The 4,535-nt window shown below is 26.3% G+C and carries 7 protein-coding genes; 3 read left to right on the plus strand and 4 right to left on the minus strand.

Annotated features, from left to right (window positions below):
* The coding region (locus tag EIC27_RS06225; RefSeq protein ID WP_126044202.1) for a transposase domain-containing protein at window positions 1-196 on the plus strand (196 nt) is incomplete at its 5' end.
* Between the two features lie 289 nt (window positions 197-485).
* Here the strand turns inward: EIC27_RS06225 and rpmB are convergent.
* The 4 genes from rpmB to dnaX form a co-directional block, all read right to left on the minus strand.
* Window positions 486-788, minus strand: coding sequence for a 50S ribosomal protein L28 (gene rpmB, locus EIC27_RS06230; protein WP_126045208.1), 303 nt, complete (start codon window positions 786-788; stop codon window positions 486-488).
* Between the two features lie 117 nt (window positions 789-905).
* The gene (locus EIC27_RS06235) at window positions 906-1,217 is read right to left on the minus strand and encodes a YbaB/EbfC family nucleoid-associated protein (RefSeq protein WP_126045209.1); all 312 of its coding nucleotides are present in this window, start codon (window positions 1,215-1,217) and stop codon (window positions 906-908) included.
* 7 nt (window positions 1,218-1,224) lie between these two features.
* On the minus strand, window positions 1,225-1,581 hold the full coding sequence (locus EIC27_RS06240; RefSeq protein ID WP_276310345.1) for a hypothetical protein: 357 nt from the start codon (window positions 1,579-1,581) through the stop codon (window positions 1,225-1,227).
* Window positions 1,582-1,586: 5 nt separating this feature from the next.
* Window positions 1,587-2,840, minus strand: coding sequence for a DNA polymerase III subunit gamma/tau (gene dnaX, locus EIC27_RS06245; protein ID WP_126045211.1), 1,254 nt, complete (start codon window positions 2,838-2,840; stop codon window positions 1,587-1,589).
* Window positions 2,841-3,012: 172 nt separating this feature from the next.
* Here dnaX and EIC27_RS06250 point away from each other — a divergent pair, with 172 nt between their 5' ends.
* Window positions 3,013-3,549: a hypothetical protein gene (locus EIC27_RS06250; protein ID WP_126045212.1), complete on the plus strand. Its 537-nt coding sequence runs from the start codon at window positions 3,013-3,015 to the stop codon at window positions 3,547-3,549.
* Window positions 3,550-3,626: 77 nt separating this feature from the next.
* Window positions 3,627-4,112: a hypothetical protein gene (locus tag EIC27_RS06255; RefSeq protein WP_126045213.1), complete on the plus strand. Its 486-nt coding sequence runs from the start codon at window positions 3,627-3,629 to the stop codon at window positions 4,110-4,112.
* The last annotated feature ends 423 nt before the right edge of the window (window positions 4,113-4,535 follow it).

Raw genomic sequence — 4,535 nt, forward strand, 5'->3', positions numbered from 1 at the left:
GATGTTCTGTGCAACAACTAAGGGTGCTAAAGCTAGTGCAAATATTTATAGTATTATTGAAACTTGCAAAGTAAATAAGATTAATCCTTATGATTATTTAAAATATTTGCTGAATCATATTCATGATTATTCTGATCCAAAAGAGTTAGTAAATTTACTTCCATATAATATTGATAAAAAAATATCATCAAATTAAATTTTTTTTAGAATTATCAAAAAACTTAAGAAACCCAAAGAAAGGCGGATAATACTTGTCAAGATGGGGATATTTTAGCGTTTACTATTTTATTGCTTGCCACACCTAAAGTGTCATCACAAGAGAATAATGAAATTCTGACTATAGTAACCAAGAGATATTACCATTATTTATATTGACTGAGGCTTTGCTGAATTTCCACGAGCACTTTATGCTCTTGAAATTATAATACTGGAGCAGTGAATCATAGCACTCACTATGTTCATTCACAATGACCGTTAATTTCTACCTATATCTTATTATTTTTCTTAAGGATAACTTTCTTTATCCTTCTCTTAATTTTAATTGCTTCACTTGCTAATTTTGAATTTGGTGTGCTTAATAAAAAATTATCAAGACCATTATTATGTTCAATTGTTCTCACACTTCTTGGTGTAGCTCTAAATTTCACAAAAGTGCCTAAAATTTCACTCATCAATGAATAATTCTGCATATTTGGCAAAAATCTTCTTTTTGTTTTACGATTGGAATGAGATACATTATTACCTACTAATACTGATTTATTAGCATCAATTTGGCACTTCTTTGTCATTTTATTAACTGTGTTATATATTTAAATCGTAGGCCAATTTATAGCAAATTAATTAATAAATTACAAGTAGAAATTAACCTATATGCTGTTAATAAGTATACTAAACTTTAAAAATTATTACATCATACCTTTAAGTATATCTGGAGAAATACCTAATTTACTCATTTCTTCATTACTAGTTTGCTCAGCATTTTGCTTTGCATTATTAAATGCTGCAACTATTAGATCCTCAATAATTTCTGTATCATCTGGATTTACAATACTTTTATCAATTTTAACTTTTTTTACTTCACCTTTACCTGTGGTAATAATAGTTACTGCTCCACCACCAGCTGTACCAGTTACCTCTATATCATCCATTTTCTTTTGCACTTCTTGCATCTTTTTTTGCATAGATTGAGCTTGCTTCATCATCTGTTGAATATTCATAAAATACCTATTTTTTGTTATCAATATTTGATAATTTAATATCATCAATTTCAATTCCTGAAAAGCTTTTTAGTATTTTTTGAATTAAGTCCTGATTTTTTATCAGCTCTTTTCTTTCATTAATAATACTTTTTTCCTTTAAACCATAATTAACTCCTTCAATATCTGATACGCTCTCAATAAGCCATTTAAAGCCAGTAATTTCAAATAATTTAGATTTTATATCGCTTAAAGATATACTCTTATTATTATCTTGTATCTTAATATAACCTTGCTTAAACTCTATTATTGATAGATCATTCTTAATTGTATGCAGAATCATCATTTCCATATTTTCTTCTAATAAAGAAAATAAATCTTCTATTTTTTCTAAATTAAAGGATTTTTTTTTACGTTTTGTTCTGAGGTATTAAAACTAATTTTGCCCTTATTATCCTCATTATTAAATGATTTTAATATTTCTTCAGGGGTTATTGTAAAATTAGCATAGCATATTTTTATAATATTCATCTCAAGTGTAAGCATAGGATCATAAGAATTTTTAACATCTACCAGTGCTTTATTAAACATTTGCCAAAATCTTGTAATAGTAATAACAGATATTTTTTTAGCAATTTTATTACATTTATCTAATTCATAATCAGATAGAATAAGATTTTTGGCATTTCCAATTTTACACAAACTAATTTTATAGGAAATTTCCATCAATTCTTGCAGCATTATATATGGTTCTGCACCTTTAATATATAGATCTCTTAAACATTTTAAAGTATCTTGAGTACTGCCTTTTAAGATATAATCAAATAATTGATAAATATATTCTAAATTTACAATCCCTAACATTTTTTCAAGCAAATCTGAACCAATTACATTAGTGTTTTTGCATGTTAAAATAGCTTGATCTAAAAGTGATAATCCATCTCTAACTGAACCTTGTGCAGCCTTTGAGATTAATGATGCATTTTTTTCATTAATTTCAAACCCTTCTTTATTAGCAATTTCTTGCAAATATTTAGCTAATTGATTTAGATCTAATCTATGTAAATCAAATCTTTGACATCTAGATAAAACTGTCAGGGGTATTTTTCTTATTTCAGTTGTTGCCAAAATAAATTTAACGTGTTCAGGCGGCTCTTCTAAAGTTTTTAATAATGCATTAAAAGCACTATTAGAAAGCATATGCACTTCATCAATTATATAGACTTTGTACCTTGATGCTATAGGCTTATATTTAGAGTTTTCTATAATTTCTCTAATATCAGCAACTCCTGTATTACTTGCTGCATCAATTTCTAAAATATCTTGATGCCTACCCTCTTCTATAGAAACACAGTTACTACAAGTTAAACATGGGGTAAAAATTGGCAAATTATCTTTACTATTAATACAGTTTAAAGCTTTTGCAACAATCCTAGCAAAAGTTGTTTTACCAACCCCCCTTATTCCAGTTAACATATATGCATGGTGAATCTTATTACTTTCTATAGAATTCTTTATTACAGTAATAATATGTGATTGAGAAATAATATCATTAAACAGCCTTGGTCTATATTTCCTAGCCAACACTTTATATTTTTCTTTCTTATTACTGTCATCTGCAAATATATCGCCCTGATTAACCATATAAAATTACTGAAATATTTAGGTTAAATTTAATATAAAGAAATATTTATAAAAGTACATCAAACTATTAAAAAAATTTATTAATAAAAATTTTTAGTAATTTTTACGATTATTGACAAAAATTTATTTAAATGAAAAAGTGTAAATTCAATATAATTAGTAGGGTATAAAAATGTCAATATCAAAATTTATAAAAGAATTAGATGAATTGAAAAATTTATTTGAAGAAATTATTCCTTGCATAGAAGCATATAGAAAAGAAAATTTAACTTATAAACAAAAACTTGGTCTAATACCATTGGTAATTAAAAAATTAGAAAAAAAATACGGAGTTGATAAGATTATTGATGAAGTAAAATATGCAATACACGATGTACTAAACACATTTCATAAAATGCATCAAGACTTTGATAATAAAAAATATATGCACTGCGCTATAGACTTTGCAAAAGGTATCTTTGAGTTAATTCCTGGGCTAAAAGAAACATTACCAGAGATGGTTTCTTTAGGTGTTGAAGCTACTGAAGAAACCAACAAAATTATTGCAACAAATGGTGCAATCTTAGCAGCTCAAAGCGCAGAAGTAGCCATGATTTTTATAGAAAACACCATAAGTGCAACTTGTCAAATTATAGAGGAAAATCCTTATAGCACTACACCCCCTAATGCTAACCAGAACAATACTAATACTACTCATGATGAACTATAACTTACACCTTTAAGTATATAGACAAAAAATAATTTTTATTTTAGCATTTTATTTTTAACAATAATAGGAGTAGTGAAATGTCAATATCAGAGTTTTTTAAAAAAGCAGAGGATATGGTCAAAATTGCAAGTAGTATAGGACCTTGTATTAAAGCTTTTAAAGGTAAGTCATTTAATTCTAAAGAAGCTGTAGATCTATCAGTATCTATCGCAGACAAAATTCTTAAAGATTATGGGCTAAATGGTCAATCAATAAAGTATCTAGAAAATTTTGCAGCTGATTCAATCAAGGTTTTTAGTAAAATTTCTTCAGATATTAAAGATCATGATTATTTAAAAGTTTTAACAGATTTTAAAGATAGCTCAGAAAAATTAATCGAAGAAAGTAAGCAAAGCATTGTTGCAATAAAAGCAGATGTAAAAACTGTTAAAAGTGGAGAAAACAAAGCTATCAAAGAATTTAATTCTGATCCAGCTGAAGCAGGTGTTGAATTACTTGAAAATATTATCAATGCTACTTGCAGCACAGTTGAAGCATCAGATACTCCTAAAGACGAATTATAAAATATTTTTTTTATAAATCTAAAATCACCAAGATATACTTTTAATTTCTTGGTGATTAATTATTATTGGCTATTAGCACATATTAAAGTAAATTTTAAATTTAACTACATATTTCTACCAATTCCATAATTTTTGATATGGCTATTTACTTTTTGTAATATTATAAAAGAGTACTTATACAATTTACTATACTTAAAAGTTACTGACAATCTTTGTTCAATAACAATTACTTTCAGATTCATATAGCTTTTTTTAGCATTTTAAGCATGTTTTTATTTAGCTTATGATATATATATATATATGTAAACGCTAAAATATCCCCATCTTGACAAGTATTATCCGCCTTTCTTTGGGTTTCTTAAGTTTTTTGATAATTCTAAAAAAAATTTAATTTGATGATATTTTTTTATCAATATTATATGG

The organism is Candidatus Aquarickettsia rohweri, from assembly GCF_003953955.1.
Taxonomy (GTDB): Bacteria; Pseudomonadota; Alphaproteobacteria; order Rickettsiales; family Midichloriaceae; genus Aquirickettsia; species Aquirickettsia rohweri.